Here is a 25,623-nt window from a genome sequence, read left to right as displayed (position 1 = left end):
GATCTCCTCGCGCTGGGCTTCGGTACCGCCCTACCCCACCTCATCCTGCGGAAACCGGGGCTGGCGTGGCAGGAGTGACAGGGGCTCGTTATGGTGCGCGAGGCGCTCACGAGGCGCGTCAACCCCCATTGGAAGGGCACGTCATGACCTCTGGATCCGGTCCGTCGCGTCGCCAGGTGCTCGCGGTCGCCGCCGCCGCGGCGACCGCCCCGCTGATCGCCGCCGCTCCCGCCGAGGCGGCCGGCCCGGCCCGGCCGCGCACCTGGGACCTCACGCTGCTCGGCACGTCGGACACCCACGGCAACGTCTACAACTGGGACTACTACCGGGACGCCGAGTACGACGACAGCAAGCACAACGACGTCGGCGTCGCGAAGCTGGCCACCCTGATCAACCAGATCCGCCGCGAACGGCGCGGCAAGGCGACCCTGGTGCTCGACGCGGGCGACACCATCCAGGGCACCCCGCTGGCGACGTACTACGCCAAGCAGGAACCCATCACCGCCACCGGCGAGAAGCACCCGATGGCCCGCGCGATGAACGTCATCGACTACGACGCCGTCACACTGGGCAACCACGAGTTCAACTACGGCCTGCCGCTGCTGGACCTGTGGATCCGTCAGCTCGGCTTCCCGGCCCTGGCCGCCAACGCGGTCAACGCCAAGACCGGCAAGCCGGCCTTCCTGCCGTACGTCATCAAGAAGGTCTCCCTCGGCTTCGCCGCGCCGACCCTGCGGGTCGGCATCCTCGGCCTGACCAACCCGGGCGTGGCCATCTGGGACCGGGGCAACGTCGAGGGCAAGCTGCGTTTCGACGACATGATCGCGACCGCCGCGAAGTGGGTGCCGATCATGCGGGCCCGCGGCGCGGACCTCGTGCTGATCTCCGCCCACGGCGGCGACAGCGGCACCTCCAGCTACGGCCCGGAGCTGCCCAACGAGAACCCGGTGGCGCTGATCGCCCAGCAGGTGCCGGGGATCGACGCGATCCTCTTCGGGCACGCCCACAACGAGGTGGTCGAGCGGTTCGTCACCAACGAGCAGACCGGCACCCAGGTGCTGCTCTCCGAGCCCTCGAAGTGGGGTCAGCGGCTCACCCGGATGGACTTCACCCTCACCCGCGAGCGCGGCCGGTGGACGATCACCAAGAAGGCCGCCACCATGCTGAACACCAACACGGTCGTCGAGGACCCGAAGGTCCTCGCCGCCGTCCGGGCCCAGCACGCCACGACCGTGGCGTACGTCAACCAGGTGGTCGCCACGTCCACCGTGGAGTTGTCGGCCGCGGAGTCCCGCTACCAGGACACCCCGATCCTCGACTTCATCAACCACGTGCAGACCGAGGTGGTGGGCGCGGCACTGGCCGGCACCGCGTACGCGGACCTGCCGGTGCTGTCGATCGCGGCGCCGTTCAGCCGTACCGCCGTCTTCCCCGCCGGAGACGTCAAGATCCGCGACGTGGCCGGCCTGTACGTGTACGACAACACCCTCGAAGCCGTCGTGCTCAGCGGCGCCGAGGTACGCGCGTACCTGGAGTACTCGGCGAAGTTCTTCCGCACCCTCGCGCCGGGCGCCCCGGTCGACCCGGAGCAGATCAGCGACCCGGCCGTGCCGGACTACAACTACGACGTCTTCTCCGGCGTCGACTACGACATCGACATCTCCCGGCCGGTCGGCCAGCGCATCACCCGACTGGTGCTGCCCGGCACCGACACCCCGGTGTCGGACGACGCGCAGTTCGTGGTGGCGGTGAACAACTACCGGCGCAGCGGCGGCGGCAACTTCCCCGGCATCGTGAAGACCCAGGTCTACAACGCGCAGCAGGAGATCCGCCAACTGCTCATCGACTGGGCCCAGGCCAAGGGGACCATCAACCCGGACGACTTCTTCCAGCCCAACTGGCGTCTCGTCCGCGAGGGCGTACCGGTCTTCTGACCGTGGCGTGCCGGGTTTTCTGACGGTGGCGTGCCGGCGGGCCGTGGGTGACGACACCCACGGCCCGTCCGCGTCATCTCAGCCCTGCACGTTCCAGCGGACCGGGTCCTCGGCCTTTTCCGGCCGGTCCCGCCCGGGATCGGTCTCGGTCAGCGCGACCTGATCCTCCGGGCGTACGGCGGGCGGCAGTTCCCCGAACCGGATGTGGCGCAGGAACGCGTACTCGTCGTCGGTGAACGGTTGCTCGGCCATCGGCACCCCCTACTCCCCCGTCATTGTCCACCGACGAGTCCCGCGCACATCGGTCCGCTGACCGACACACTCCCTAAGCCATCCTAGGATCCTGGGGTAGGGGGTGGTCAGTTCTCGCCGATCTTGCACTAGCGGTTGGTGAAGTGTTCAGGTTCGTGTGAATTGTCGCCGCAGAAAGTGCAAGATCGGCGAGCTCTCGGGGCGGGGCGCTCGCGGGGCGGGTTAGGACGGGGTGTTGGCGGGTGGGCGGCGGGGGGTTGGTAGGCGGTCCAGCACCGCTAGTGCCGCCCGGATCGGTCGGCGGCGCAGCATGTCGTCGAAGCTCGCCTGCCCCTGGCAGAAGCGCACGAACATCCGCCAGCCCGGCGGGGTCGCCAACAGCCCGTGGAACACCTCCGGGCGACGGGTGAACAGGTCGAGCAACCGGAAGCCGGCCTGCATCTCCGGCGTCAGGCGCTCGGCGACCGCCCGCTCGTACCCGGCCAGATCGCCGGCGGCCACCGCCGCCCCGGCCAGCTCGCCGGAGCGCAGGGCGAAGCTGATGCCCTCGCGGCTCCACGGCTCCAACAGCCCGGCCGCGTCCCCCACCACCAGCACCCGACCGTTACGCAACGGCGAGTCCTGGGCGCGACACCGGGTCAGGTGACCCGAGTCGTGCGCCGCCGGCAGCCCGGTCAGACCCAACCTGTCGACGAACTGCCGCAGGTAGGCACGTGTCCCCTCCCCCGCGCCCCGTCCCGCGATCACACCGACCGTCAACCGGTCACCCTTCGGGAACACCCAGGCGTACGAGCCCGGCATCGCCCCCCAGTCCAGCAACAGTCGCCCGCGCCACCGCTCCTGCTCCGCGGGCGGCACCGGGATCTCCAGCTCCAGCCCCAGATCCACCTGGCGGTAGCGCACCCCCACGTGCCGGGCGGTCACCCCCGACGAGCCGTCCGCGCCGATCACCGTGCGGGCCGTGAGCGTCGTACCGTCGGCCAGTCGCAGGCGTACCCCCTCCGGGTCCTGCTCGATGGCGCGGACCGCGACCTGCTCGCGCAGCTGCGCCCCGGCGGCGACCGCCGCCGCGCGCAGGCGGTCGTCGAACTCCTCCCGGCGCACCATGGTCACCACCGGGCTGCCGTTGCGGCGGGTGAACTCCCGCCGGCCGTCGCGGGTGAACGTCACCCGGTCGACCCGGTCATGCGCCGGCACCTCGATCCGATCCCGTACGGCGGCCAGCGAGGTGCCGATGAGGCCGCCCCCGCAGGTCTTGTAGCGCGGGTGCGTGGCCCGCTCGACAACCAGCGTACGAACGCCCGCGCGGGCCGCGGCGTGTGCCGCGGAGAGCCCGGCGGGGCCCGCTCCGACGACGACCAGATCCCAGACGATCACCGTTGCAGCGTAGGGCGTGCTCGCCCCCCACCCCCCGAACGGGTGGGCATCTTCGCCCAGGCAGGGGGTAACCGACGCGGCGCAACCGTCCGCGTCCGGCGGGTGGTCGAAGGAGGAGATCATGCAGCGGATGGAGCTGTCGGAGGTCGAGCAGCGGGTGTACGAGGCGGTCACCGCACTCGAAGCACGCGGCCAGGTGCCCTATCCGGACCTGATCGCCGAAGGGTCCGGGCTCACCGAGGAGCAGGTGCACGCGCCGCTGCACGAGCTCACCGAGAAGGGTCTGCTGCACCGCGAGGACTCGCCGATGGCCGGGCTGGACTTCGGTCCCCGGTTCTGCGCCCGCCAGATGGCGTGACCCTGGACGGTTGGCCCCCGGTGGTCGGGGTAGCGGTCAGGAATGCATGATCGACCGTCAACGGGGGGCACGATGAACGCGGCGTCCGAGCCGCAGCCGGTCGACGCGGCCGAGAACCGCCGACGCTGGCAGGCCGTCGGCGTCGGGCTGGTCGCCGCGTTCATGACGCTGCTCGACGTGAGCATCGTCAACGTCGCGGTGCCGTCCATCGACCGCGCGCTGCACGCCTCGCCGAGCGACCTGCAGTGGGTCCTGTCCGGGTACGCGCTCACCTTCGGCCTGGTGCTCGTACCGGCCGGACGCTTCGGAGACTTCCGGGGCCGGCGTAACGCGTTCGTCTTCGGGATCGCGTTGTTCACTTTGACCAGCGCGCTCGCCGGCCTGGCGACCTCACCCACCTGGCTGGTCGTCGCCCGGCTGCTCCAGGGCGCCGCCGCCGGAATCGTCAACCCGCAGGTGATCGGGCTGATCCAACAGCTGTTCCGGGGGCCGGAGCGGGCCCGGCCGTTCGGGCTGCTCGGCGCGACCATCGGCATCTCCACCGCCGTCGGGCCACTGCTCGGCGGACTGCTCATCGCCCTCGGCGGGGAGGAGCACGGCTGGCGGTGGGTCTTCTTCGTCAACGTGCCGGTCGGCATCGTCGCGGTGATCCTGGGCTGGCGGCTACTGCCCGGTCGACCCGACGGACAACCCGGCCGCCGTCGACTCGACCCGGTCGGTGTGCTGCTGCTCGGCGTCGGCGTGGTGCTGATCCTGCTACCCCTCGTGCAGGAGCAGCAGTGGCGTACGCCGTGGAAGTGGGCGCTCATCCCGGCCGGCCTGGTAGTGCTGGTCGCCTTCGGCCTGTGGGAACGGTGGTACGCGCGACACCGCGAACCGCTGTTCGACCTACGCCTGTTCACCTTCCAGTCGTACACGCTCGGGTCGCTCATCGCCCTGGTCTACTTCGGCGGCTTCACCGCGATCTTCTTCATCTTCACGCTGTTCCTGCAGAACGGGCTCGGCTACAGCGCGCTCGTCGCCGGTCTCGCCATCACGCCGTTCGCGCTCGGGTCCGCCGCCGCGTCCGCGCTGGGCGGGCGCATCGTCAACCGGTTCGGCCGTCCCCTGGTCGCGATCGGTCTGCTCGCCGTGGTGATCGGGTTGCTGGCCACGGTGCTCGCCCTGCACCTCGCGCCGGACAGCCCGGCACCGTGGGTCACCGCCGGGCCGCTGCTGGTCGCCGGCATCGGCAGCGGCCTGGTCATCGCACCCAACCAGACACTCACCCTCGCCCAGGTGCCGGTGCCCCAGGCGGGCAGCGGGGCCGGCATGCTCCAGACCGGCCAGCGGATCGGCGCCGCCGCCGGCATCGCCGCGGTCGGCTCGATGTTCTTCTCCTCGCTGGCCGACAACCACGGCGACTGGACGGCGGCGTTCGAGAAGTCGCTGCTGCTCGCCACGGGCATCATCGCGCTCGCGCTGATTGCGGCGTTGATCGACATCGTGCGCAACCACCGCCATTGAAGGGCCCGCGAATCCTCAGATCTTGGACACTTTCCGTCAACTGATGACGGGAAGTGTCCAAGATCTGGAGGTACGGCGATGGCCGGCACCCGTTCAGGGTGCCGGCCATCGGTGTGAGGTCTTAGCTGTTCCAGTGGTGGGCGACGAGGTCGGTGGCCTGCTGCTCCCACTGGGCGTACGCGTCCGGGTAGGCGGAGACCTGCACGGTCTGCGCGGCGTCGGTCAGGGGCATGTCCTGCCAGCCGTCGACCTGCTTGAGGCCCTTGAGGAACGCGGTGGTGGAGTACTCGGGGTTGGTGATCTGCTCGGGCGTGCCCCAACCGGAGGAGGGGCGCTGCTGGAACAGGCCCAGGGAGTCGTGGTCGTTGGCGTCGCCGAGGTGACCCAGGTTCTCCAGCTTGGACTCCTGCAGGCTCGTCGCGATCGAGATGACCGCGGCCCGCTCGGGCAGACCCGCCTTCTTCGTGGCCGCGATGATGGCCTTGGCGTTGGCGGTCTGCTCGTCGTTGAGGTCGATGTGGGACTGGTCGCCCTGCGGCTTCGGCGCGGCGGTGTGCACGGCGGCGGCGACGGGCTTGGCGTCCACGGCCGGGGTGGCGTGGGCGGCGATGGGGCCGGCGAAGACGCCACCGGCGAACGCGAGACCAGCAACGGACAGCATGCTCTTGCGGAAGATCGTGTTCATCAGCGTTGCTCCTTCGGGGGTAGGAAACACCCACGCGTCACCCATTCGGGGGGATCGGTGACGCCGGGGATGTCAGCACCTCGTCCGGGCGCTCATGCGAAGTCTTGAGGGGGCGGCCTGCCAGCCGGGGGGTTCGCGGCGCGGCCGGTCCGGGTGTAACGACCGGCGGGCCGGGGCCATTCCCGGGGCGTGGCCGGCCTGCGAGCGGGGGCTTGCGGCGGTCGGTCCGGGTGTAGCGACCTGCGCTCCGGGGTCATTCCCGCAGTCGGGGCGGCCCATGGGGGGTGGTCCGACCCGTGCTCCTGTGATCGTCGGGGTGTGTAACGACCTCCGGCTCGCCGCGATTCCGGCCGGCGGGTGCAGCCGGTCACCGCAGACACCCCACGACCGGACATAGCACCCAGTCGAGGTGCGATCCGCGCGGTGATCGACTCGAGATCGCCGAAGTCGGGGTATCCGGGACCCGTCGATGGCCCCACATCGGCGAACTCGTGTCGATCACGACACCGCACGGCGGACGCGATGCCGCTCGTGACGACTGGCGCCCGTCGGGTCATCCGACGGGCGCCAGTCTGGGATACGTCCGGGGCACTGCCCGGTCGATGGTGCCGGTTAGTGCGCGGCTCCGCCGAAGCGCTGGCGGCGACGCCAGGCCAGGGTCAGCAGCAGCATGATCGCGCCGGCGCCGACGAGGCCGCCGCCGAGCTTCATGGGCGTACCGATGCTGTCACCGGTGACGGGCAGCGGCTGCTTGCGGTGCAGCACCCGCAGCTCGGTGCTCGCGGTCCGGCCGGACTCGCGGCCCGTGGCGGTGAAGGTCAGCAGACCGGTGACCGACGGCTTGTAGCTCTTGGTGAAGCGCCCCTGGGCGTTGGTGTACGCCGTGAAGGTGAGCGGCGCGCTCGCCTGGTACGCCACCGGCGCCATGGCCACGGTGGTGCCGTCGCTGCGGCGGGCCGGCGCGTTGCCGGCGGCCGGGGCAGCGAGGGGGGTGACCGTCACCGAGATGTCGACGGTCTCATTCGGACCGAAACCGTTGCCGGTCAGCACGACCGTCTCGCCCAGGAAGATCGTCGGCCGGTTGACGGTCAGGGACGCGGCGGCCGGCGGGTACGGCGGTGGTTGGGGCGTGCCGGTGGGCGCGCTGGGCGTCGGCTGCGGCTGTGCCGCCCCCGCTGCCGTCGGCACGGCCACCACGGCCAGACCGACCGTGAGCGCCATGATGATGCGGGATAGCCGCATGATTGGTTCCCTCCTACTGGTCACAGCTTGGTGCGGAATGAACTTGGGTGGTCCAGGGGCTGGCGGTGGGGGTCAGCCACAGCTCGGCCTGCCCAACGCCGGTCTTGGCCGTCAGGACGGTGACCTCCAGCGCCCGCTCGACGCCGGGGCCGATGTCGACGCTGGCCGTCGCCACCTGGCGGCGGCGTTCGGTGCCGCTGCCCAGTGCCGTCTCGGCCCCGTCGAGCCGGGCGTCGAGCACGGAGCCGCCGGCCGGGCTGTAGATCGACACCAGCGTGCGGACGGTGTACGGGTCGCCAGCCAGACCGAGGCCAAGGATCGACTTGCTGAGCCCTGACTTCGGCGCCGTCGAGCGCAGGGTCACCCGCAGCCGGAGCTCGCGGCGGCCGTCGGGCCGGCAGTCGCCGACCGTGAGGCTCGCCGTCGGCCGCAGGTAGTAGCCGAGCTTCGCGCCGCTGCCGTCGTTGAGGAACACGCCGACCTTCGGCACGGTGTCCTGTTCCGGGAGCGTCCCGGCCATTCGGCTGTCGCCGAGCGTCCGCTGTTCTTCCGGGTGAGCACTCCAGAACAATATCCGGCGTTCCGTGATAGCACGGTCAAATGCGGACAACAACACCCGTGGGTCGACATTCTTCTTGAAGAGGGCGTCAAACACCGCGGCGGCCGAGGACGCGAAGTACGCGTCCTGCTGCGCGGTGTCCAGCCGCTGGTAGGTCTCGTTGAGCAGGGTCTGCACGACCTTCTCGCTGGCCAGCGGAACCCCACCGGGCACCAGCACCGGGCCGGTCGCCTTGAGCAGGTAGGACAACACCACCGGGTCCACGGCCAGCACACCGTCGACAGTGATGCCGGTCTTGCGCCGGTACATCTCCCGGTACAGGCCGGCGGCGGTCGGGAAGTTAGGGGTCAGGTTCACGTCGGCGGGGTAGATGCCCGGCAGGTCGGTCCAGATCGCCCGGGTCTCGGCGGGCAGCTTCAACGCCGGGGTGAACCGGCCCAGGGACCCGCTGCTGCCCTGCTGGCCCATCCGGACCTGCCCGCTCTCGGCCTCGATCATCGCGTACGCGCCGAACATGCCGCCGGTCGCGCGCAGCTCGGCCAGGTTCTGCGAGACGAGCAGGTAACGCCGAGGGCCGCTGACGCCGAGCAGCGGCGGCAACAGCCGAGCGCCCTGGTCGGCCGCGGCGGTGAGGCTGGCCAGCCGGTCGATCTCGGCCCGGAGGTCGGTCAGCGCCTGGCGGACCTGGCTGACCAGCTTGTCGGCCGGCACGGTGGCCAGGTCTCGACGGGTGCCCTGCACCGAGTCGTTGACCCGGGTCAACTCGGCGGAGACCGACGTGAACCGGGCCAGGTCCAACCGGCCGCCGGCCGGCACGAGGCTGGTCAGGTCCGTGCGCAGCAGGCTGGGGAACGCCTGCCGGGCCAGGTCGTCGATGGCGACGGCGATCAGCCGGACCGCGTCGAGGTCGTCACCGGCCATCGGGGTGTGCCGACCGAGCTTCCAGCTCGGGTCGGACGTGGCGGCCCGGGCCGCGCCGGACTGCTCCTGCAGGGCGGAGAGGGTACGCAGGGCACGGTCGGTGTCCCCGCCGACGACCTGGGCGCTCAGCTCCCGGGCCAGGCCGGCGGCGTTGAGCAGGTGCGCGCGCGCCTGCCAACCACGGAAACCGATCCACCCACCCCCGGCGAGCACCAGCGACCCGACCACGAGCGCGCCGAGCAGGGCCCGGCGCAGTCGCGCGCGCCGACGACGCCGGGACCGGCTACGTCGTCGACGAGGTCGTTCGCTCTCCGTCACACCACACTCCCGATCCAGGAATCGGACAGTTTGCCGAATTCCCTGACGTTCTTAACACGTTACGAGGAGTCTCGTACCGTTATGGCGATTCTCATCCCTTACGCGAGGTTTCCTCGCGGCGTCGTCGCTCCCTGCGGGACGCGGCCGGCGGCCTCGTGCAGCAGCCGTTCGATCCGGTCGACGCCGGCCGGCAGCGACATCTCCCGCAGGTACGTCTGCCGCCCCCGACGACCCATCTCGGTGCGCGCGGGGGGCGGGATGGTGGCGGCCAGCCAGAACCGGTCGGCCAACGCGGCCCAGTCCTCGGCAGGGCAGGACAGCCCGGCTCGGGCGCGTTCGACCAGCTCGACGGTGTCCCCACCAGCGGATGCGACGACCGGCGCGGCGCACGACAGCGCGGCCTGCAACTTGCCCGGCACCATGCCGCGAAGCTCGGGCAGATCGCGCAGCATGATCAACTGATAGTCGGCGGCGGCGTACAGCTCGGGCATGTCGACAGGCGACCGCCGTTCGAGGAAGCGGACGTTCTCCGCCTTGAGGTCGGCGGCGAGCCCCCGCACCCGCCGCTCGTCCGCACCCGAGCCGACCAGGACCAGGTCCATCGTCTGGTCCAGCGCCGCCGCAGCCCGTACCGCCGTCTCCAGGCCCTGGCGCGGTCCGATCGTCCCGGCGTGCATGACCACGCACCGGCGGTCCCGGCGGACCAGCTGCCGGGCCGCCGCGCCGGGTGTCGCCGGGTAGAAGATGCGCTCGTCGGTCCAGTTGAGGACCAGACGAACCCGCCCCGGGTCGGCGCCGGCCGCGACCACCAGGTCGCGCATCGACGGCGCGGCCACGGCGACCCGCGCGGCCGAGCGGTAGATGCGGGTCATCGCGGCATCCATCCGCGCCAACCACCGGCCGCCGCCGGACGCGTCGACGCCGTCGCGAGCCCAGACATCCTGTACGTGCAGCACGGTCGGCACCCTCGCGAGGAGCCGCAGGACGGCGGCGGTGGCGAAGGTGGTGGCCGGCAGTTGGAAGACGTAGAGCGCGTCCACGTCGCCCAGGAACCGGCGGGCCGCCAACGACGCGCTCCCGGCGAACGACAGGTAGCTGGCCATCCGCGCCGCGGTGGTGGTGGCCCCGCCAGAGACCCGTGGCACCCGGCGGACCGACAGCCGCTCGCTGTGCGTCTCGTGGTGCCACCGCTGACGCCACCCCGGATAGACGTGCCCGCCCGGGTAGTCGGGGAATCCGGTGAGCACGCGGACCTCGTGCCCGCGTGCGGCCAACTCCTCGGCGAGGCTGCCCGGGATGAACGCCGGCTCGGGCGGGAAGTGGTACGACAGGATGCCGATCTTCACCGCGGCACCGCCGGTGGGCGTGGATCGGGCTCGGCCGGCGCGGCACCGCGTCCGACGGGGCGGCCCGCGTACGATGCTGGCAACCCTTCCCCGCGCGCCCAGCGGCGTCGACGCACCACCCTCGCGGTGTGGCGACCCGTGTCGGCATCCACGAGAGGGCTCCCGATGGTCGACCGCGTGCTGTTCGTCTGCCACGCCAACCTGTGTCGTTCGCCGATGGCCGAGTACCTGGCCCGACGGCTGCTGGCCGACCGTCCCGTGCTGGTGTCCAGCGCGGGCACCGACGCGATGGACGGGTTGGCCATGCACCCGTACGCGGCGGAGGTCGTGGCCGAGGAGGGCGGCGACCCGGCGCCGTTCAGCAGCCGTACGCTGCGTGCCGAACAGCTGACCGACGCGACGCTCGTGCTGACCGCCACGCGGCGGCAGCGGTCGGTGTGCACCTCGCTCGCGCCCAGCGCGCTACACCGGACGTTCACCCTGCGCCAGTTCGGCCGGCTGGCGGCGGCGGCCGAGCCGCCGGTCGGATCGACCGACGATCCGCTGGGGGCCGCCATCGCCGCCGCCGCCCGCGCCCGGGGGCGGCTGCAACCCGCCGCCCCGGACGCGGACGACCTGCGGGACCCGATCGGCGGTACGGTCGCCGACTTCCGTCGCTGCGCCGAGGAGATCGAACGCTCGCTACGACCCCTCGCCGCGCTCATCGGGGCAGCCGGGTGAGTTCCTGGGTACGGTCGCTGACGCCGTTGACCCCGGCGTCCTCGCTGTGCCGGGCGGTGGTGGCCCGGCCGGTCGGGACCGACGGCGTGGCGGTCGAGGCGACCACCCGGTAGGCCTCGTACTGGTACGCCTCGGCCTTGGCCACCTTGGCCATGTTGAGCACGCAGCCGAGCAGCCGCACCGAGACCGAGTGCAGCGCACGTGCCGCCGCGGCCACCTGGGTCCGCGACGTACGCCCCTGCTGGCTCACCAGCAGCGCGCCATCGGCCTGTACGGCCACCACGACGCCGTCGGTCACCGCGAGCAGCGGCGCGGTGTCGATGATCACGATGTCCGCGGATTCCCGCAACGCGAGCAGCAGGTCCGCCATCGCCTTGGAGCCGAGCAACTCACTCGGGTTGGGCGGCGCGGAGCCGCTGGGCAGCACCAGCAGGGACTTGTCGCCCCAGCGCTGCACCACGTCACCGACCTGAACGTCGCCGACCAACACGTCGGTGAGGCCGACGCCGGCGTCCAGGCCCAGGTAGTCGTCGACCTTCGGGCGGCGCAGGTCGGCGTCGACCAGCAGCACCCGCCAGCCCGCCTCGGCCAGCGCGATGGCCAGATTGCACGACATCGTCGTCTTGCCCTCGCCCTGCAACGCGCTGGTCACGGCGATGACCCGGGCCGGCTCGTGCACGTCCACGAAACGCAGGTTGGTCCGGAGCTTGCGGACCGCCTCGGCACGGGCCGACGTCGCGGCGTCGCCGACGATCAGCGGGGACGTGCGGGCGGCGCCCTCGAACGGGATCTCGCCGAGCAGCGGGCTTCCGGTGGCGCGTTGCAGGCCGGCGGCGTCGCGCAGACGGACGTCGGCGACGCCGCGCAGGATCGCCAGGCCGACGCCGAGGACGAGGCCGAGCAGACCGCCGAGTACGAAGTTGCGCAGCGGCTTGGGCGAGACGGGGCTCGTGCTGACCCGGGGGCCGCTGACGACCTCGATCTTGATGGGGGCCTTGCCCTCGGGTGGCGTCTCGACCTTCTGCACGAGTTCGACGAACTTCGCGGCGAGGGTCTCGCTCACCCGCAGCGCGCGGGCCTGGTCGGTGTCGGTGACCGAGGCGCGCAGCAGGACGGTGCCCGTCTCGGTGGAGGTGGTCACCCGGCGCTGCACCTCGTCCGCAGTGAGCCCGACCGGCGTCTCGGCCGCGACGCTCTGTGCAAGACGGTCGCTGCTGAGCAGGTCGGCGTACGACTTGACGCGCTGCTGGAGGAACAGCCCGCCCTGGTAGGCATCGGTGACGCCCTGGTTGGGGGTGGTGACGAAGAAGGTCACCGAGGCGACGTACCGGGGCTGGGCCCGTACGGTCAGGAACGCCGAGACCCCCAGGGCCACCATGATCGTGACCAGCACGACCCACCAGTGCCGACGCACGTGGCGCAATTGGCGCAGCAGGTCCATCAGGCTTGCCTCCGGACGGGTCCGGTTACGCCAAAGAACTTCACGAAAACCCCCAAGGTCGTCTGTCAACTCGTGAAACCATTAAAGCCCCTCATAGGTCTTATGTCCGGAGTTATGCATTTTCGTGGTCGGCCCAGTGCGTCCCCGGCATGACCAACCCGACAAAGGGCCATTCGGCAGCGGCGACGCCCGGAAAAGTCGGCGACCGATTCCCCGCGCCGGTCTCGATCGCGCTGTCACGCCTCCACGAGCACGGCGTACCGACGCCGACCGGATAGGGTCGACAGCGGTGTGCCGGGAAGTCTGGTCGGCGATTGGATCCCTGCCGTCCCGACACCAGAGGTGAGCACCTTCATGACCGGCCGCACCCCCCACCGCGACCGACTCTTCTCGCGATCGTCCTGGCCGGAGGCCCGGCACCTGGCCGACGTGCTGCGCACCGAAACGGTCGGCGGCGCCCTGCTGCTACTCGGGGCCGTCCTCGCGCTGGCCTGGGCGAACTCGCCGTGGAGCGCGGCGTACGTCCGGCTCGGGGCCTGGGTGCCCTGGCCGGGCGGCGAGCGACTCCACCTCGACCTGAGCCTCGCCACCTGGGCAGCCGACGGCCTGCTCGCCATCTTCTTCTTCGTGGTGGGCCTGGAACTCAAGCGCGAGTTCGTCGCCGGAGACCTGCGCGACCCGCGACGCGCGGCACTGCCGGTGGTCGCGGCCCTGGGGGGCATGGCGCTGCCAGCGTTGATCTACGTGGCCGTGCTCCTCGGCACAGGCGGCGAGGGACTACGGGGCTGGGCCATCCCGACCGCCACCGACATCGCCTTCGCGCTGGCCGTCCTCGCGGTGGTCAGCTCACACCTGCCCCAGGGCCTGCGCGCCTTCCTGCTCACCCTGGCCGTGGTCGACGACCTGTTCGCCATCACCATCATCGCGGTCTTCTACACCGCCGACTTCCACCCGCTGCCGCTGCTCGCCGCGCTCGCCCCGATCGGGCTCTTCGCCTGGCTGGTGCGCCGGGGCCGGACCTGGTGGTGGGCCCTCGTCCCGCTCGCGGTCACCACCTGGGCGCTGGTGCACGCCTCCGGTGTGCACGCCACGGTCGCGGGCGTGCTGCTCGGCTTCACCGTGCCGGTGCTGACCCGCGCCCCTGGCGGCACCGCGGCGACGGCCGACCGGGCGCAGTCGGGCGGCGCGGACGCGGGCGGGCTCGCCGCGCACCTGGAACACCGCTGGCGGCCCGTGTCCGCCGGCTTCGCCGTACCGGTGTTCGCCCTCTTCGCGGCCGGCGTCACACTCCGTGGCACCGATCTCGGCGCCCTGCTGACCGACCCGCTGGTGATTGCCGTGGTGGCCGGCCTGGTGCTCGGCAAGAGCATCGGGATCTTCGGCTCGACCTACCTGCTGGCCCGGTTCACCCGCGCCGAGTTGGACGAGGACATCACCTGGTCCGACCTGTTCGGCATCGCCCTGCTGGCCGGGGTCGGGTTCACCGTCTCCCTGCTCATCGGCGATCTGGCGTTCGGCGCCGGCAGCACGGCCGACGAGCGGGTCAAGGCGGCCGTGCTCACCGGCTCGGTGATCTCCGCGGCGCTCGCCGCCGCCGTGCTGGCCCGCCGCAACGCCGCGTACCGGCGGGTGGCCGAGAAGGAACGCCTCGACGCAGACGGCGACGGGGTGCCCGACGTCTACCAGCGGCCCGGGCGGGACTGACCGGGCCGGGCGACGACGCGCCGTGGTCAGTGGCGGCGGTCGTGGGGTGCCCGCTCCTCGGTCTCGTCCGCGAGGGCGTCGGCCGTAGGCCCGGTGAGATCGTCGGCGGGCACCGCCACCTCCTCCGCGAGGTCCTGCTCATCGGGCTTACCGCCAGGCTGCGGCTCGGGAGCGGTGGCGCCGCCGGCGTACCCGTACTCGTTCGGTTCGTCGTGCCGGCTCATGTGATCATCCTCCCGCTTTTCCCTGTTCCTCTGGTACCGCCCACGGTAAGCGGTGATCGTCGCCCCCGCAGCGCGGCCGGAATTGTCGTCGCGACCACGGCGGCGGCAGACTCAACGCCGCCGCGAGCAGTTGACGCAACGCCACGATCGCGGCGGTGGAGGCCAGGCCACCCCAGGCCGGATCCCCGGCGAGACGCAGCAGACCGGCCGCCGTCAGCAGGTCCAACAGCACGCGTACCGCGACCCGCACGTCGCCGACGCACACCGCCGTGACGACTCCGACGACCAGGGCCAGCGCGGTCACCGCCTCGACCAGTCCGGTGATCACGTCCGCTGCTGCCCGTCGGAGACCTGCCGTTGCTCCTGCCGGATCTCCCGGCCCAGGAAGTAGTTCAGCGCCGTCCGGATCGTGGCGATCGCCGCCAACTGGCCGATCTGCGTGAACGACGGCGACACCGCGGTCCGCAACACGTCGGCCGCGAGCTGGAACTCCAGACCGAGCGTCAGGAACCGGCCCAGCGACAGGCGGATCGGGGTGAAGACGGCGGCGGTGCGGTGCCGCAGCCCTTCAGCCACGAACCGCACCGCCGCCCAGAGCGCGCCCACGACGATCACCAGGGCGCCGGCCGCCTCCACCACAGCGACGAGGACCTCGTCGCCGTGGCGCAGCAGCTCCGCCGGCTCCACCCGCAGGCGTTACCCGCCACCGGGGCGGTTAGGCCGGGCGCTCAGGTCAGCTCGTTCACGGCCTCCAGGATCAGCCAGAGGCCACTGATGGCGAAGAGCACCGCGGCGCCGTACTTGATGGTCTTCTCCGGCAGCCGGCGGCCGAGCATCCGGCCGACCAGGATGGCCAGCGCGTCCGCGGCCACCATGCCCACCGTCGAGCCGAGCCAGGTGCCGAACCAGCCGTACTTGGTGGCCAGGGTGATCGTCGCGAGCATCGTCTTGTCGCCCAGCTCGGCCAGGAAGAACGCCACCGACACCGCCACGATCGCGGTCTTGCTGGTCTTCTCGGCCTTACGCTTCTCCTCCTCGGTGAGCGTGTCACCGCGCAGCGTCCACGCGCCGAAACCGAGGAAGGCCACGCCGGCCACCAGTGAGATCCACTCGGTGGGCAGCACGGCGCCGAGACCCGAACCGATGGCGACCGACGCCAGGTGCACCACCGCCGTGGCGACGGTGATGCCGATCAACACCGGAAGCGGCTTGAACCGCGTGGCGAACGTCAGCGCCATCAACTGGGACTTGTCTCCCAGCTCGGCGACGAAGATGACGCCGAAGCTGATGACCAGCGCGGCGAGGAATCCCTCCATGACATCCTTCCCGTTTCACGCCGGGAGGAGGTACGGGGGCGCCCTCGACCCGGCTACGACAGCCTGAGTCGAAGGTCTCGCCCGCCCCGGAGACCGGGGCCGCGTGGCCGGATGCGCGAACGCACCAGTATGTCGACCACGACATTGGGGGCTACTCCCCTTCGCGCGACCAGCCTAACCGATCACCGAGCGAGCCGGACGGCGCGGGTGAACAGGCTCACCGCGCCCGCGCCAGCGTCACCCCGAACAGCCCGCCCGGGTCCGTCCAGAAGTGCGACGCCGCGAAACCCGCCGCGCCCAGTTCGGCGGCCACCCCCTCCGGGCGGAACTTCGCCGACACCTCCGTGCGCAGTTCCTCCCCCTCGTCGAACACCACCGAGAGGTCCAGCACCCGGACCCGCATCGATCGCGTCGCCCGCAGACGCATCTCGATCCACTCTCGCTCCGGGTCCCACCGGGCGACGTGCGCGAACGCCTCCGGGTCGAAGTCGGCGCCCAACTCACGATTGATCACGTACAGCACATTGCGGTTGAACTCGGCCGTGACCCCGGCCGCGTCGTCGTACGCGGGCACGACCACCGACGGGTCCTTCACCAGGTCCGTGCCGAGCAGCAGCCAGTCGCCGACCTCCAGCGCGGCGCGCATCGCGGTCAGGAACTCGGCCCGCTCGGCCGGCAACAGGTTGCCGATCGTGCCGCCCAGGAACACCACCAGCCGTCGCCCTCCGGTCGGCAGCCGGTCGAGCTGGCGGGTGAAGTCGCCCACGATCCCCCGGACCCGCAGCCCCGGATAGTCGGCGGCGATCTGCGCCGTCGACCCGAGCAGAGCGCTGACCGAGACGTCGAGCGGGACGAACGTGCCCAGCCCGCCCCGGCGGGTGAACGCGTCCAGCAGCAGCCGGGTCTTCTCCGACGAGCCGGAGCCCAGCTCGATCAGGGTCTTCGCGCCGGTCAGCGCCGCCACGTCGGCGGCGTGCGCGGCGAGCACCGCCCGCTCGGCCCGGGTCGGGTAGTACTCGGGCAGCCGGGTGATCTCCTCGAACAGCTCACTGCCCCGCGAGTCGTAGAACCACTTCGGCGGCAGCCACTTCGCCTCGGCGGTCAACCCCGCCCGGACGTCCGCCCGCAGACCACGCTCCAGGTCCTGCGGCTCAAGGTAGATCTCCAACGGTTCCGCACTCATCGCCCCCGCCTCTTTCGTGGTCGTCAGACACCCCGCCCAGCCCGGCCGGCGACACTCATCCGGCCGGCAGTCCACACACCCGCACCTCCTCGGCCGTGGCGGTGACCAGGCGTTGCTGCGGCACCGGCCGCCACCCGGCGTCGTCGTCGTGTGGCTCGGAAGCCACCACCACCGAGTCCGCGCCCGCGCGCACCGACAGCGCGTGACCGACCGCGGTGGCCACCGCCCACCGCCCGTCGGTGAGCAGCAGATTCAGCCGCGAGCCCGGGGCGGCCGCGGCGACCTCGACCACCGTCCGGCCGACCGCGTCCGCCGGGTCGTCGCCCGCGCGCAGCCGGTGCCGCACCAACGCCCACAGCAACGCCGAGTCGGTGGCCGCGTCCAGGGTCAACAGGTCACGCACCGGCAGACCGGCGGCGAGCGGCACCATCGAATCGGGCCAGCCGCGGATCACACCGTTGTGGCTGAACAGCCACCGGCCCTCCGCGAACGGCGCCGCCGCGCCGTCGACCACCGCCATCCCCACGGTGGCCGACCGGACCGCGGCGAGCACCGCGCCGGTACGTGTCACCGCCGCCAGCTCGGCGAGCGTCGGGTCGCTCCAGATCGGCTGGGCACGCCGGTACCGCACCGGAGGGCCGTCGTCCGGGTACCAGCCCACGCCGAACCCGTCGGCGTTGATCGTGCCGCCGCCGCGCATGTCACGGGGCGCCCAGGACTGACGGACCAGCGCGTACGCCGGCTCGAACAGCAACTCGGCCAACGTGACCGGAGCGCCGAGGTAGACCAGGTGACGACACATCAGCGCACCCCGCGTGGCGTCGGGTGCCTCACCGCGGCGACTCGTCCGGACCGGCGTCGCGGGCGCAGCGGAAGCCACTGAATATCTGCCGCCGGATCGGATAGTCCCAGTTGCGGAACGTCCCCCGGCATGCCGACCGGTCGGTGCCGAACGAGCCGCCGCGCAGCACCCGGTAGTCGTCGCCGAAGAACACCTCCGAGTACTCGCGGTACGGGAACGCGGTGAAGCCGGGATGACCGGTGAACGTCGTCGACGTCCACTCCCAGACGTCCCCGATGAGCTGGTGCACACCGAGCGGCGAGGCGCCGGCCGGGTACGCGCCCACCGGCGCCGGCCACAGGTGACGTTGGTCGAGGTTGGCGTGCGCCGCGGTCGGATCGTCGTCACCCCACGGGTAACGGCGGGACCGCCCGGTCGCCGGGTCCCACCGCGCCGCCTTCTCCCACTCCGCCTCGGTCGGCAGACGCTTACCGGCCCACGTCGCGTACGCCTGCGCCTCGTGGAAACACACGTGCACCACCGGCTCGTCGGGGCGTACCCGGTCCCAGCGGCCGAAACGCCGGTACGCCCAGCCGTCACCGTCGCGACGCCAGTGCAGCGGCGCGACGAGTTGCTCGCGCACCCGGTGCTCCCAGCCCGCCGCGCTCCACCACCGCCGGTCGGAGTAGCCGCCGTCGGCGATGAACGCCTCGTACGCGCCGTTGGTGACCGGTGCGGCGTCGATGACGTACGCGGGCAGGTGGACCTGGTGCGCGGGCCGTTCGTTGTCCAGGGCCCAGGGATCGGTGTCGGTGCCCATGGTGAACTCTCCGGCCGGCACCAGCACCTCCCCGCCGGCCCGGACGGCCGGCTCGGGCGGCGGCGGGGCGTGCAGAACCGCCGCGCCCGCGCGCAGCTGGTGGGTCGCGAGCATCGTCTCGTCGTGCTGCTGCTCGTGCTGCACGATCATGCCGAAGGCGAACCCGTCGGCGACCAACGGCCGGTCGGCGAAGCTCACCGCGTCGAGCAGGTCGTACACCTTGTCGCGGACCGTGCCCACGTAGGCGCGCGCCTCCGCCGGTGGCAACAGGGGTAGCCGCGGACGGTCCCGGCGCGGCTGCTTGAACGCGTCGTACAGGTCGTCGATGTCGCAGCGGACCGGCTCGCGACCGCCCACGTCGCGCACCAGCCACAGCTCCTCCTGGTTGCCGACGTGTGCCAGGTCCCAGACCAGTGGCGACATCAGCGGAGAGTGCTGGCGCACGAGGTCGTCGTCGTCAACCGCCTCGGTCAGCAGGGCCGTGCGGGACCGGGCCCGCGCCAACTCCTGTGCGATCCGCCCCCGCAACAGCTCACCGTCGGGATGGTCCGTCGTACTCGCGCTCACCGCTGCACCTTTCGTTCGCGACTGCGGGGCTCGCAAACCCGGCTCACTCCTCGCGCTCACCGCTGCACCTTTCGTTCGCGACTGCGGGGCTCGCAAACCCGGCTCACTCCTCGCGCTCACCGCTGCACCTTTCGTTCGGGGCTCACTCCGACGCTCCCCGGTCAGCTCTGCGAATGGCGGCCAGTCGTCGCCGTAGACCCGCGCGGATGTCGTCGTCGGTGTCGGCCGGCAGCCCGAGGCGGGGCAGGGCGGCCAGGGCCAGGTCGAACAGCGCGGCCGCCGCGGCGGCCAGCGCCGGGTCGGCGAGGCCGCGCCGGGCGGCGACCGACCAGCGGTGCGCCACCGGGGCGCCGATCGCGCACGCCGCGCGGACGGTGCCCGGGTCGGCGAAGAGCGCGCTCAGCACCGCGAGCGGCAACCGCCAGTCCCGGTCCGGCTGGGCGTCCAGATACCGCAGCTCGAGGTAGCCGCGCGGGCGCACCGGCGGGAACAGGGTGCTGACGTGGTAGTCGAGGTCGTCGGTGGTGGGCGGGCGGGGCAGCGCGCCGTCCAGCCAGTCGGCGAAGGTGACCCCCGGCGGCGGGGCCCAGTCCGGACCGGGCCGCCGCAGGCAGAGCAGCGGCGCGGCGAGTACGTAGCGCGCCCAGGCGGCCGGCGGATCGTCGTCCGCGTCATCGGGCGCCCACACCGGGCGGGTCCGCGCCGGATCGATCGCCAGCCAGGCGGCCATCCGCGCGGATGCCCAACCGGTGCGCCGGCCGGCGTGCCGGCTGGCCGAGGCGAACGCCGCGAGCAGCGCTGGGCCGACGGCGTGCGCCGCCGCCCAGCGTGGGGCGACCTGGTCCGGTTCGCCGACGTCGAGGCACACCTGGAGGCCGGCGGTGCTGTACATCATCGTCCGGCCGGCCGGGCCGCGCCGGTCGAACACCCGGCGCATGGCGCGGTAGCGGGGAGTGTCCAACACCGGGCGGGGCCGACGGTGTGGGTCGATGCCGCTGCCCCCGAGGGTCAGTCCGACGGCGGCCAGCAGGCCCGTGACCTGGGCGATGTCCGCCTCGGTGGCCTGGATCAACGCGCCGGTCGAGGTGCTCGGCGGGGTGGAGATCTCCAGCTGGCCGCCCGGTTCGAGGGTCACCGTGCCGCCGTGTCGCAGCGGCTCGGCGGGGCTCGTCGGATCCAGCGTGACGGGGCTGTGCCGCCCCAGCGCCGTCCGCAGCCGCGCCGGGTCGACCGCAAGGGCGGGGTCGGCGGCGTCGTGCACGGTCCATTCCAGTTCGACACCGGTGTACGTCGGAGGGCCGGTCTTGAAGCAGATGCGCGCGAGGTGCCGGCCCGCGGCGGCGGACTCGCGCAGGATCTCACTCTGGTCCAGCTCCGGCGACGTCACCATCGGTGCAGCCTCCCTCGTCGTACGACGACCGCGTGCGCCGTGCGTCAGCTCCGGAGCACGGGCACCACCGTAGACCCGGCCACCGACACTCCCCGCGAGCGTCGACGGGACCACCAATCCCTGTCTAACAGACGCGTTTCCCGGTGCAGGGCAGAACGAACCGCGTACCCGTACGCTCAGTCGCCGGCCGGCCGGGCCGGGTGCGAGGGCTTGACCTTCGCCTGACCGGATGGCGTCGCCGCCGGGGACGGTTCGGCGGGTGGCGTCGGTCGCGCCGGGGCGGAGGGCGCCGTCGACGGCGGGGTGGACGGCTTCGCCTCGGGCACCAGTCGCTGGCAGTACTCCTCGACGGCGGCGATCCCACCGGCGGCCGCCACCAACCGTTCGAAGGCCGGCGTCCGCAGCTTCTTCTCCCGCTGCTCGGGCTTCTCGGCCCGCCACGCGCGGCACAGACCGTGCAGCTGACCGTCGGGCGGCGCTGCGCTCGACGGCGGGACGGACGCCGAGGGACGGCCGGGCGGAGTCGACGCGCTCGGCGCGGTCGAGGCGGTCGCCGCCGGACCCGTGGTGTGCGGTGGCGCGACGCTGGGCGCGGGCGGCGGCTCGGGTGCCTGCTCCAGACCGGCCGCGGCGAACGCCACCCCGGCGGTGGCCGTGGCGGCCAGCGCGCCGATCCACGCCAGCGCTCCGGTGGTGAGCCGGTGCCGGCGTGGCCGACGGGTCACGGCGGTCGCCGGAGCGGCCCGGGCGGCCCGGAAGGCGGCCAGCGCGGCCTTTTCACCCGCCAACTCCCCCGGCCGAGTCGGGCCGGCGGCCGCGGAGAGCAGCCGGGCCAGCGGGTCGGTCCCGGACACCCCCGGGGCCGCGGGCGCAGCCGGGTCGGCGCTGGTCGCGTCCGGGGTGGCCTTGTCGTCGACGCGGGCGGCGTCGAGCAGCCGTTCGGTCTCGGCGCGGCCGGCGTGCCGGTCCGGCCGGTACGGGTTCATCCGGAATCCCTTCACGTCAGCCGTCCGCCTGCTCGGCAGGTGAGGTCCGCCGGGACCGCCCGATCCGTCGACGAGGGGTCGGGACCACCTCACCGCCGGCCGGCGGGCGCTGCGCGTCCGGCCCGGACACCGTGTGCCGGGGGCTGGGCGCGGCGGCGTCAGCGTCCACCGACGGTGTCGGTACGGCCGGCCGGTCCAGCAGGGTGGCGAGCCGGCGCAGACCGCGGTGGGCGGCGGTCCGGACGGCGCCGGCCCGCCGGCCGAGCACCCGGCCGGCGGACTCCGCGTCGAGCCCGATCACCGCCCGCAGCAGCACCGCCTCGGCCTCGCGGGGTGGCAGCGTGGCGATCAGCGCCAACGCCGCCTCGGTGCTGATCGTCTCGTCGGCGCGTTCGGCGGTGTCGCCGTCGCCGGCCAGCTCGGTGAGCGCCTGCACGGGCACCGGCAGCGACGGTCGTCGCCGCAGCCGCCGCAGGTGGTCCATCGCGCGATTGCGGGCGATGGTGACCGTCCAGGCCCGGAACTCGCCGCCGGTGAAGGTGGGCAGGTCCCGGGAGATCTGCAACCAGGTCTCCGACGCGACGTCCTCGGCGTCCGCGCCGACCAGGGCGGTCAGGTACCGCAGCAGCCCCGGCTGGAGGCTGCGGTACAGGAAGCGGAAGGCGTCCTCGTCCCCGGACTGCGCGGCGGTGACCGCGTCGGACAGTTCGCCGGTCATCGGCGGCCCACGGGCCGCCCGGAGCGGAGCGACGCGACACCCGCCGGTGTCGTGCGCGCGCGGCGAACCGTCAGCCCCACCAGCTCCCGCACCCGCACCGCCCCCCGCCGAATTCGATTCGGGCCCCGCGCCCGGCCGGGGTGTTCACACCCGGTACGTCGACCCGACGCGCTGGCCGTCGGCGGCCCGAGCCGGGCTAACGGTAGGAGGGGACGTTTCATGCGACAAGTTGGGATCGCATTACAGAAGAGTGACAATTATCAAGCTGTTCGACCGGCGTGCCGCCGTAACGGACGACGCCCCTCGGGCGCTCCCCCGCTCAGGTGAGCGTCCTGCGCGGCAACCGGGCCGACGTACGCCGGAATGTGTCGGCTTTTGTGACGTGACGTCATCGGGACGTCACACACCGACCCGACCGGCGAAGCTCGCCCCCGACGGACCGACGAGCGCGGTCCCGCGCCGGGTCCACCGCAGCGAGCCGTTGAGCGCCACTCTGGGTACGGTAATGCTGTGTTGTCATCGGAGGTCGTGCTCAGCGGTCGGTACCGCCTGGACGAACGTGTCGCCACGGGCGGCATGGGCGACGTCTGGCGTGCCTCCGACCTCGTCCTCGGCCGACAGGTCGCGGTCAAGGTCCTGCTGCCGGCGCTGGTCTCCGACCCTGACTTCATCGCCCGCTTCCGTGCCGAGGCGCGCATCATGGCGGCGTTGCGGCACCCCGGCATCGTGCAGGTGTACGACTGCGGGGAGGACGACCTGCCCGACGGCGGCCGGGCCGACTATCTGGTCATGGAGTTCGTCGAGGGCGAACCGCTGTCCAAGCGGATCGAGGCCGCCGGTCGTCTCGACGTGGCCGAGACGATGTCGATCGTGGCCCAGGCGGGGCACGCGTTGGGCGCGGCGCACCGGGGCGGCATCGTGCACCGGGACGTCAAGCCCAGCAACCTGCTGGTGCAGGAGGACGGCACGGTCGTCCTGGTCGACTTCGGCGTCGCCCGCTCCACCAACGTGACCAGCATCACCAGCACCAACGCGGTGCCCGGCACCGCCCTCTACATGGCGCCCGAGCAGGCCGCCGGCCGGCCGGTCAGCGGCGCCACCGACATCTACGCCCTGGGCGCGGTCGCGTACTGCTGCCTCACCGGCGGCCCGCCGTTCACCGGTGACAACCCCCTCCAGGTCGCCGTCCGGCACCTCGACGACGAGCCGCCGGAGCTGCCGCACGACATCCCGGAGGCGGTCCGCGCCCTGGTGTCGCGGGCCCTCGCGAAGGATCCGCTGGACCGCTTCACGAGCGGCTCGGCGATGGCGGAGGCGGCCCGCACCGCGGTGACCGGCGGCGAACCACCGACGGCGCTGGCGTCGGCGGTGCCGCTGCGCGACGCCGGCCCGGGCACCCGTACCGACGTTCCGGTCGGCGCGGCGGTGGCCGGCACGACCGACGCGGCACGCCCGCGACGCCGCGGGCCGCTGGTCGGTGCGGCGGTGGCCATGCTCGTCGCCCTGGTCGGCCTGGGCGCGGCCCTGGGGGCGGCGCGCAACACCGGCGACGATCCGGCCGTCAAGCTGCCCACGATCGGGCCGACCCAGGGGCCGACCGAGCAGGTGGAGCTGCCGGCGGCGAACGAGCAGATGACCAACGACCCGGGTCGACCGAACCGGCCGACCGTTCCGGACAGCACGACGTCCGCGTCGGTCAGCGCCACGCCGAGCGTGCAGCCCAGCCAGTCGGCCACCTCGCCCTCGCCGACGCCGAGCGCGACCACCGCGCCGCCGCCGCCGAGTGACCCGCCGAAGACCCCGGTGTCGCCGAGCAACTCGCCGGCGGGCGACACGAGCCCCTCCACCGATCCATCGACCGGCTCCGGAGACACCCAGGGCGGCTGATCAGCCGCCCCACCAGCACCGATATCCCCAAAACGGACTTACGCCGCCGAAAACCGCTCTAGGCTCTCCGCAGGTCATTTCCACCGTCTGCGGGAGCCTGGGTGAGCGCTGAGAAGCTGGTCGTGATCGGCCAGGGGTACGTCGGACTGCCGCTGGCGATGCGCGCCGTCGAGGCGGGCCTGGACGTCGTCGGCCTGGACGTCGACGCCGACCGGGTGAAGCGGCTCGCGTCGGGTGAGTCGTTCGTCGAGGACATTCCCACCGACCGGCTTGGCCGGGCGCTGGGCAGCGGCCGGTACCGCCCCAGCACCGAGTACACCGACGCCGAGGGTTTCGACGTCTGCGTCATCACCGTGCCCACCCCGCTGCGCGACGGCACCCCGGATCTGAGCTTCGTCGAGCAGGCCGGTGTCGGTATCGGCCCGTACGTGCGGCCGGGCTGCACGGTGATCCTGGAGTCGACCACCTATCCCGGCACCACCGAGGAGCTGCTCCGGCCGCTGTTGGAGTCGGCCAGCGGGCTCACCAGCCCCGGCGACTTCCACCTCGGCTACAGCCCGGAGCGGATCGACCCCGGCAACCCGACGTGGCGGCTGGAGAACACCCCGAAGGTGGTCTCCGGGATCGACGCGGCGTCGCTGGACCGGGTGCAGGGGTTCTACCAGCGGCTCGTGGAGCGCACCGTCGCCGTCGACTCCACCCGGGTGGCCGAGCTGACCAAGCTGATCGAGAACACGTTCCGCCAGGTCAACATCGCGCTGATCAACGAGCTCACGATGCTCTCGCACCACCTCGACATCGACGTCTGGCAGGCGATCGACGCCGCCGCGACCAAGCCGTTCGGGTTCCTGCCGTTCCGGCCCGGTCCGGGCGTCGGCGGGCACTGCCTGCCGATCGATCCGTGCTACCTGTCCTGGCAGGTCAAGCGACGCCTCGGCCGGCAGTTCCGGTTCATCGAGCTGGCCAACGACATCAACCACGAGATGCCCGAACACGTCACCCAGCGGATCATGGCAGGGCTGAATCGCGCCGGCCGGGCGGTCAGCGGCGCGCGACTGCTGCTGCTCGGGCTCGCGTACAAGCGGAACACCGGTGACATGCGGGACTCCCCCGCCGTCGACGTGGCCCGCCGTCTGCAGGCACTCGGCGCCGAGGTGCACGCGGTCGAGCCGTACGCGGAGGCGCACCAGATTCCCGCCGGGGTCGCGGTCGTCGGGCTCACCGAGCGGGAGGTACGGGCCGCGGACGCGGTCGTGGTGGTCACCGACCACGACTGCTTCGACTACGACCTCGTGGTCCGGCACGCCCGCTACATCTTCGACACCCGCAACCGGTGCTCCGGCGAGATGGTGGAGCGTCTGTAGGGCAGCACAGACCCGGCACCGCTG

At 72.4% G+C, this 25,623-nt stretch carries 24 protein-coding genes; 7 read left to right on the top strand and 17 right to left on the bottom strand.

Annotation, left to right across the window (positions count from 1 at the left end):
* Positions 1 to 143: 143 nt before the first annotated feature.
* A complete protein-coding gene (locus ACN269_RS03685; protein ID WP_421471016.1) occupies positions 144 to 1,934 on the top strand; it encodes a bifunctional metallophosphatase/5'-nucleotidase in 1,791 nt (596 codons plus the stop codon).
* Between the two features lie 78 nt (positions 1,935 to 2,012).
* Here the strand turns inward: ACN269_RS03685 and ACN269_RS03680 are convergent, their stop codons facing one another.
* Both ACN269_RS03680 and ACN269_RS03675 read right to left on the bottom strand, forming a co-directional pair.
* A complete protein-coding gene (locus ACN269_RS03680) occupies positions 2,013 to 2,186 on the bottom strand; it encodes a hypothetical protein (RefSeq protein WP_355053659.1) in 174 nt (57 codons plus the stop codon).
* A 222-nt stretch (positions 2,187 to 2,408) separates the two neighbouring features.
* Positions 2,409 to 3,563, bottom strand: a complete 1,155-nt coding sequence (locus ACN269_RS03675) for a geranylgeranyl reductase family protein (protein WP_421471015.1) — start codon at positions 3,561 to 3,563, stop codon at positions 2,409 to 2,411.
* A gap of 121 nt (positions 3,564 to 3,684) precedes the next feature.
* On the opposite strand from ACN269_RS03675, the gene ACN269_RS03670 reads away from it, so the two are divergent.
* Together ACN269_RS03670 and ACN269_RS03665 are read left to right on the top strand one after the other, a co-directional pair.
* Positions 3,685 to 3,921 carry a hypothetical protein gene (locus ACN269_RS03670; protein ID WP_421471014.1) on the top strand — a complete coding sequence of 79 codons (237 nt, stop codon included), beginning with the start codon at positions 3,685 to 3,687 and terminating at the stop codon, positions 3,919 to 3,921.
* A 42-nt stretch (positions 3,922 to 3,963) separates the two neighbouring features.
* Complete coding sequence (locus ACN269_RS03665) at positions 3,964 to 5,427, top strand: MFS transporter (RefSeq protein ID WP_421471013.1); 1,464 nt, start codon at positions 3,964 to 3,966, stop codon at positions 5,425 to 5,427.
* Positions 5,428 to 5,548: 121 nt separating this feature from the next.
* On the opposite strand, the gene ACN269_RS03660 is transcribed toward ACN269_RS03665, so the two are convergent.
* The 4 genes from ACN269_RS03660 to ACN269_RS03645 form a co-directional block, all read right to left on the bottom strand.
* Positions 5,549 to 6,112, bottom strand: a complete 564-nt coding sequence (locus ACN269_RS03660) for a hypothetical protein (protein ID WP_421471012.1) — start codon at positions 6,110 to 6,112, stop codon at positions 5,549 to 5,551.
* A gap of 612 nt (positions 6,113 to 6,724) precedes the next feature.
* Positions 6,725 to 7,354: a hypothetical protein gene (locus tag ACN269_RS03655; protein ID WP_421471011.1), complete on the bottom strand. Its 630-nt coding sequence runs from the start codon at positions 7,352 to 7,354 to the stop codon at positions 6,725 to 6,727.
* 13 nt (positions 7,355 to 7,367) lie between these two features.
* Complete coding sequence (locus tag ACN269_RS03650; RefSeq protein WP_421471010.1) at positions 7,368 to 9,152, bottom strand: DUF4012 domain-containing protein; 1,785 nt, start codon at positions 9,150 to 9,152, stop codon at positions 7,368 to 7,370.
* A gap of 98 nt (positions 9,153 to 9,250) precedes the next feature.
* Positions 9,251 to 10,498, bottom strand: coding sequence for a glycosyltransferase family 4 protein (locus tag ACN269_RS03645; protein ID WP_421471009.1), 1,248 nt, complete (start codon positions 10,496 to 10,498; stop codon positions 9,251 to 9,253).
* Between the two features lie 165 nt (positions 10,499 to 10,663).
* On the opposite strand from ACN269_RS03645, the gene ACN269_RS03640 reads away from it, so the two are divergent.
* Positions 10,664 to 11,218: a low molecular weight phosphatase family protein gene (locus ACN269_RS03640; RefSeq protein ID WP_421471008.1), complete on the top strand. Its 555-nt coding sequence runs from the start codon at positions 10,664 to 10,666 to the stop codon at positions 11,216 to 11,218.
* Here the strand turns inward: ACN269_RS03640 and ACN269_RS03635 are convergent.
* Complete coding sequence (locus tag ACN269_RS03635) at positions 11,199 to 12,659, bottom strand: polysaccharide biosynthesis tyrosine autokinase (RefSeq protein ID WP_421471007.1); 1,461 nt, start codon at positions 12,657 to 12,659, stop codon at positions 11,199 to 11,201. The genes ACN269_RS03640 and ACN269_RS03635 overlap by 20 nt on opposite strands.
* A gap of 354 nt (positions 12,660 to 13,013) precedes the next feature.
* Between ACN269_RS03635 and nhaA the strand changes: the two genes are divergently transcribed.
* Positions 13,014 to 14,363: a Na+/H+ antiporter NhaA gene (nhaA, locus tag ACN269_RS03630; RefSeq protein ID WP_421471006.1), complete on the top strand. Its 1,350-nt coding sequence runs from the start codon at positions 13,014 to 13,016 to the stop codon at positions 14,361 to 14,363.
* A gap of 26 nt (positions 14,364 to 14,389) precedes the next feature.
* On the opposite strand, the gene ACN269_RS03625 is transcribed toward nhaA, so the two are convergent.
* The 10 genes from ACN269_RS03625 to ACN269_RS03580 all read right to left on the bottom strand — a co-directional run bounded on the left by ACN269_RS03625 (position 14,390) and on the right by ACN269_RS03580 (position 22,348).
* A complete protein-coding gene (locus tag ACN269_RS03625; RefSeq protein ID WP_421471005.1) occupies positions 14,390 to 14,587 on the bottom strand; it encodes a hypothetical protein in 198 nt (65 codons plus the stop codon).
* A 4-nt stretch (positions 14,588 to 14,591) separates the two neighbouring features.
* Positions 14,592 to 14,915 carry a hypothetical protein gene (locus ACN269_RS03620; RefSeq protein ID WP_421471004.1) on the bottom strand — a complete coding sequence of 108 codons (324 nt, stop codon included), beginning with the start codon at positions 14,913 to 14,915 and terminating at the stop codon, positions 14,592 to 14,594.
* Positions 14,912 to 15,274: a DUF1622 domain-containing protein gene (locus ACN269_RS03615; RefSeq protein ID WP_421471003.1), complete on the bottom strand. Its 363-nt coding sequence runs from the start codon at positions 15,272 to 15,274 to the stop codon at positions 14,912 to 14,914. Before ACN269_RS03615 ends, ACN269_RS03620 begins: the two co-directional genes overlap by 4 nt.
* Before the next feature lie 41 nt (positions 15,275 to 15,315).
* Complete coding sequence (locus ACN269_RS03610) at positions 15,316 to 15,903, bottom strand: TMEM165/GDT1 family protein (RefSeq protein WP_421471002.1); 588 nt, start codon at positions 15,901 to 15,903, stop codon at positions 15,316 to 15,318.
* 217 nt (positions 15,904 to 16,120) lie between these two features.
* Positions 16,121 to 17,086, bottom strand: a complete 966-nt coding sequence (egtD, locus tag ACN269_RS03605) for an L-histidine N(alpha)-methyltransferase (RefSeq protein ID WP_421471001.1) — start codon at positions 17,084 to 17,086, stop codon at positions 16,121 to 16,123.
* A 55-nt stretch (positions 17,087 to 17,141) separates the two neighbouring features.
* Positions 17,142 to 17,888 (bottom strand): ergothioneine biosynthesis protein EgtC, encoded by a 747-nt coding sequence (gene egtC, locus ACN269_RS03600; protein ID WP_421471000.1) that lies wholly within the window; start codon positions 17,886 to 17,888, stop codon positions 17,142 to 17,144.
* Positions 17,889 to 17,916: 28 nt separating this feature from the next.
* A complete protein-coding gene (egtB, locus tag ACN269_RS03595; protein WP_421470999.1) occupies positions 17,917 to 19,254 on the bottom strand; it encodes an ergothioneine biosynthesis protein EgtB in 1,338 nt (445 codons plus the stop codon).
* Positions 19,255 to 19,396: 142 nt separating this feature from the next.
* A complete protein-coding gene (gene egtA, locus ACN269_RS03590) occupies positions 19,397 to 20,644 on the bottom strand; it encodes an ergothioneine biosynthesis glutamate--cysteine ligase EgtA (protein ID WP_421470998.1) in 1,248 nt (415 codons plus the stop codon).
* Between the two features lie 176 nt (positions 20,645 to 20,820).
* Entirely contained in the window at positions 20,821 to 21,630 is an 810-nt protein-coding gene (locus ACN269_RS03585; protein WP_421470997.1) for a hypothetical protein, read from the bottom strand.
* A gap of 16 nt (positions 21,631 to 21,646) precedes the next feature.
* Positions 21,647 to 22,348: an RNA polymerase sigma factor gene (locus ACN269_RS03580; RefSeq protein WP_421470996.1), complete on the bottom strand. Its 702-nt coding sequence runs from the start codon at positions 22,346 to 22,348 to the stop codon at positions 21,647 to 21,649.
* A gap of 510 nt (positions 22,349 to 22,858) precedes the next feature.
* Here ACN269_RS03580 and ACN269_RS03575 point away from each other — a divergent pair.
* The gene (locus tag ACN269_RS03575) at positions 22,859 to 24,235 is read left to right on the top strand and encodes a serine/threonine-protein kinase (RefSeq protein ID WP_421470995.1); all 1,377 of its coding nucleotides are present in this window, start codon (positions 22,859 to 22,861) and stop codon (positions 24,233 to 24,235) included.
* Positions 24,236 to 24,336: 101 nt separating this feature from the next.
* Positions 24,337 to 25,599: a nucleotide sugar dehydrogenase gene (locus ACN269_RS03570; protein WP_421470994.1), complete on the top strand. Its 1,263-nt coding sequence runs from the start codon at positions 24,337 to 24,339 to the stop codon at positions 25,597 to 25,599.
* Positions 25,600 to 25,623 lie beyond the last annotated feature (24 nt).

The sequence above is a fragment of the Micromonospora sp. WMMD736 genome (genome assembly GCF_049179015.1).
Classification (GTDB): domain Bacteria; phylum Actinomycetota; class Actinomycetes; order Mycobacteriales; family Micromonosporaceae; genus Micromonospora.
Note: the sequence above shows the minus strand (reverse complement) of the source record. Positions and strands in the feature narration are given on the sequence as shown.